Source organism: Rhodococcus sp. (in: high G+C Gram-positive bacteria) (assembly GCF_049591685.1).
Classification (GTDB): domain Bacteria; phylum Actinomycetota; class Actinomycetes; order Mycobacteriales; family Mycobacteriaceae; genus Rhodococcoides.
Genome location: NZ_JBAWFH010000229.1, coordinates 1 through 4,147 on the forward strand (window position 1 = coordinate 1; position 4,147 = coordinate 4,147).

At 63.2% G+C, this 4,147-nt stretch carries 4 protein-coding genes and 1 pseudogene; all 5 read left to right on the forward strand.

Going from position 1 to position 4,147, the window contains the following annotated elements; all coding sequences use genetic code 11:
- The first annotated feature begins 46 nt into the window (after positions 1–46).
- Positions 47–967, forward strand: a complete 921-nt coding sequence (gene gnd / locus WBQ44_RS09625; protein ID WP_495566480.1) for a phosphogluconate dehydrogenase (NAD(+)-dependent, decarboxylating) — start codon at positions 47–49, stop codon at positions 965–967.
- A 3-nt stretch (positions 968–970) separates the two neighbouring features.
- Positions 971–2,230 (forward strand): DNA replication/repair protein RecF, encoded by a 1,260-nt coding sequence (gene recF / locus WBQ44_RS09630; protein WP_495566481.1) that lies wholly within the window; start codon positions 971–973, stop codon positions 2,228–2,230.
- Entirely contained in the window at positions 2,227–2,805 is a 579-nt protein-coding gene (locus WBQ44_RS09635) for a DUF721 family protein (RefSeq protein WP_495566482.1), read from the forward strand. The genes recF and WBQ44_RS09635 overlap by 4 nt, the downstream gene beginning before the upstream one ends.
- Positions 2,806–2,956: 151 nt before the next feature.
- Positions 2,957–3,874: a metal-dependent hydrolase gene (locus WBQ44_RS09640; protein WP_495566483.1), complete on the forward strand. Its 918-nt coding sequence runs from the start codon at positions 2,957–2,959 to the stop codon at positions 3,872–3,874.
- A 77-nt stretch (positions 3,875–3,951) separates the two neighbouring features.
- A pseudogene (locus WBQ44_RS09645) lies at positions 3,952–4,147 on the forward strand (PDR/VanB family oxidoreductase); the annotation flags it as partial.

The window sequence follows — 4,147 nt, forward strand, 5'->3', positions numbered from 1 at the left end:
GGTACACACCGGTCGATACGTACACCGAAAGAGAAGGACGCTCCGCATGCAGCTGGGACTGGTCGGACTCGGAAAAATGGGCTTCAACATGCGTGAGCGTCTCCGCGCTCACGGTCACGAGGTCATCGGATACGACCCGCGCCCCGAGGTGACGGACACCCCGTCGCTCGAGGGACTGGCCGGCGCGTTGACCGCGCCGCGCGTGGTGTGGGTCATGGTTCCGTCGGGTGACATCACCAGCAGCACCATTTCGGGTCTCGCGGATGCCCTCGAAGAGGGTGACCTGGTCATCGACGGCGGAAACTCGCGCTTCACCGACGATGCACCCAATGCCGAACTGCTCGCGAAGAAGGGCATCGGCTACATCGACGCCGGTGTTTCCGGCGGCGTGTGGGGCCTCGCGAACGGTTACGGGTTGATGGTCGGCGGCGCCGAGGCAGATGTGCAGCGCGCGATGCCGATCTTCGACGCCTTGCGCCCCGAAGGTGAGCGCGCCGACGGTTTCGTGCATGCGGGACCTGTCGGAGCCGGGCATTATTCGAAGATGGTGCACAACGGCATCGAATACGGGCTGATGCAGGCGTATGCCGAGGGCTACGAACTCCTCGAGGCGGAGGAGCTCGTCCAGGACACCCAGGGCGTACTGCGTGCGTGGAGCAAGGGCACGGTCGTTCGCTCCTGGTTGCTCGACCTGTTGGTCCAGGCTCTCGAGCAAGACCCCGAGTTCAGCGAAATCTCCGGCTACACGGAGGATTCCGGCGAAGGTCGATGGACGGTCGAAGAGGCGATCAGGCACGCGGTTCCCGCTCCGGTGATCTCTGCTGCATTGTTCGCCCGGTTTGCGTCGCGGCAGGCCGATTCGCCGGCGATGAAGGCCGTATCGGCGCTGCGCAACCAGTTCGGCGGCCATGCCGTCAAGCGTTCGACCAGCGACGAGACTCTCCGCGCTCCCGGCCCCAAGCATTAGCCGTTGTTCGTTCGCTCGTTCACCCTGCGTGACTTTCGTTCGTGGGACGACGTCACCATCGACCTCGAGCCAGGTTCGATGGTGTTCGTCGGACCCAACGGGCACGGCAAGACCAACCTGATCGAGTCGCTTGGATACCTGTCGACGTTGTCTTCGCATCGGGTGTCGTCGGATGCACCGCTGATCCGGTCCGGGTCGGAGCGCGCGTTCGCGAGTGCGTCGGTGGTCAATCTCGGTCGCGAGCTCACGGTCGACATGGAGATCATCGACGGTAAGGCAAACAAGGCACGGATGAACCGGTCGCCGGTGCGTCGACCGCGCGAAATTCTCGGTGTCCTGCAGAGTGTGCTTTTCGCGCCGGAAGATTTGTCGCTGGTTCGCGGTGATCCCGGGGAGCGACGCCGCTATCTGGACGAGTTGCTCACCACCCGTCGACCTCGAATGGCCGGTGTCCGTGCGGATTACGACAAGGTGCTTCGACAGCGTTCGGCTCTGCTCAAGACGGCCGGCGGGGCGCTTCGACGCGGTGGCCACTCGAGCGACGGTGCAAGTGCCCTCGCAACCCTGGATGTCTGGGACGGTCACCTCGCGGCTCACGGTGCGCATCTTCTGGCCGCGCGCATCGGTTTGGTTCACGAGTTGATGCCGTTCGTTGCGGAGTCGTATTCGTCGATAGCCCCCGAATCACGCCCCGCGGCAATTCGATACCGAAGCAGTCTGGCAGAGGCACTGCCACCGGAATTCTCCGACGCCGATCGGGCGCCGGAACCGGACGACGTCGAGGTGTTGGAAGCTGCCTTCCTGCATCAGCTTTCGCACATGCGTCAGCGAGAGATCGAACGCGGTGTGTGTTTGGTAGGACCTCACCGCGACGACCTCGAGTTGATCTTGGGAGATCAGCCTGCGAAGGGCTTTGCCAGTCATGGTGAGTCGTGGTCGTTCGCGTTGTCTCTGAGGTTGGCCTCGTTCTCGTTGCTGCGTGCGGAAGGCACGGATCCAGTTCTGATGTTGGATGATGTGTTCGCCGAGTTGGATCGCAAGCGTCGCAGTGCATTGGCCAAGGTTGCCGGCGACGCCGAGCAGGTGCTGATCACCGCTGCCGTCGGGGAGGACGTTCCCGCGGAGCTCAATGCGCGGCGACGCAATGTCGAAGCGATACAGCATGATTCGACGCGCACATCGACCATCTCGTCGGCTGACGTCACTGCTGTCGACGCTTCCACCGTAGAGAGCGCCGAACACACCGGGAAGGCCGGCCTGTGAGCGAAAATTCGAACGGTGGCGAGAACAGCGAGAGCACCGGATCCATACCGGAACCGGAGCTCAAGGGTGTCGATCTGGCGCGCCGTGCCCTCGAGGATGCGCGCGCCGCGGCCAAGGCCAGTGGCAAGGCCGTCGGTCAGGGGCGATCGTCGCCGTCGGGAGGGGTGCGCGCTCTTCGTGGGCGTCGTAAACGGGGGTGGTCCGGGGCGGGGCCCGACGATCGCGATCCGCAGACTCTCGGGTCGCTCACCGGGTCGATTGCGAAGAAGCGTGGCTGGTCCGACAAGGTGGCCGAGGGCACCGTTCTCGGTCGATGGGCTTCCGTCGTCGGGGAGGACATCGCGTCGCACGCCGTACCCACCAAACTCGACGAGGGCATACTCAGTGTTACCGCGGAATCGACGGCGTGGGCCACTCAGCTGCGGTTGATGCAGGCTCAGATTCTCGCGAAAATCGCTGCAGCGGTCGGTCACGGAGTTGTGACATCTTTGAAGATTCACGGTCCGACGACAATGAGTTGGCGCAAGGGTGATCGGCATGTAAAGGGCCGCGGACCTCGCGATACATACGGATAGCGTGGCGACGCCGACGGGGCCAACGGCGTTGTGCTGAGACGCTGCTTTGTGATCTGTCTTGCTTTGCGCGTGGCGTCATGCGTAGCGTGGCGACAGCATCGGCGGTCGGGGTCGGTGGGAATATCGCTGCCGGACGGATGAGGAGTCTCACATGTCACCCGACGAAAACATGCGAAACGACATCGCCACCGGCGTCAGGACGGCACCCGACGATCGAGTGCTTCTGCACGCACGAAACGTCGCTTTCGACTGGGACGACCTTCCTCTTCACTATGTGGTGGGGGATCCTCTCGCCACACACTTGATCAATGTGATGCACCTTCTCCTGCCCGAGGGCGAGGAGTGGTTCGTGCGCACGTTCAAGGAAGCGCTCCCACTGATTCACGACGAGAATTTACGTGACGACGTCATCGGCTTCATCGGTCAGGAGGCCATGCACGCGCAGGCTCACACCGAGGTGCATGATCAACTCAGAGCACACGGTATCGACGTCGATCCGTACGTCGACCAAATGAAGTTCCTGTTCGGGCGCGCGCTGGGTAATCGTCCAGGACACGGTCGCAACAGCTTGGTCGAGCGGTTGTCGCTCATCGCGGCGGTCGAACACCTCACGGCTTTCCTGGGTGACTGGGTGCTCAACGCCGATCAGCTCGACCGCGTCGACTTCGACCCGACGATGCTCGACCTGCTGCGCTGGCACGGTGCGGAAGAGGTGGAGCATCGGGCCGTCGCGTACGAGGTGATGCGGTATTTCGACGGTCGGCCCGCTCGTCGTATCCGTACCTACATCGCCATCGTGCCGTTCATGGTGGTGTTCTGGACGCGGGGTGTGAAGTACTTGATGGACAACGATCCGTCCCTCGCGCACCTGCCGCCGAAGAAGCGCCAAGCCAGTTTCCGCGATTTCCGCCGAGTCACGGCTCTCGGACTGTTTCCGACCCCGATGGACATGTGGAGGGCGTCGTTGCGGTATTTCAAGCGCGATTACCACCCGTCCAAGGAGGGTTCGACGGCCCAGGCGGTGCAGTACCTCGCGACGTCGCCGGCGGCGCGATCAGCGGACCGATGAGTGGAACGGAGACGAAGGGCAATTCCGATCGCCGGCACCCGAAAGCTCGACAATCGTTGTTTGCCAAGCTTTCTCGTATGAACAAGATGGTGGCGTCGTTCCGAGAGGGCCGCGTCGTTCCGTCCAATCTGTACGGCGAGCGGAAGCCCGACCAGACCATTTCGATCGTCACCGACGGTCTCGACAAGTGGTTCGCGTTGCTCGACGGCGCGCCCTACGACGAGGCGTACGCCACCCCGCCTGCCGTGCGGTCGTTGACGTTGACCCTCGCCC

Bases quoted from the DNA above. Each gene is read 5' to 3' on its own strand.
- WBQ44_RS09640 (WP_495566483.1), top strand. From the start codon at position 2,957: ATGTCACCCGACGAAAACATGCGAAACGACATCGCCACCGGCGTCAGG.
- gnd (WP_495566480.1), top strand. From the start codon at position 47: ATGCAGCTGGGACTGGTCGGACTCGGAAAAATGGGCTTCAACATGCGT.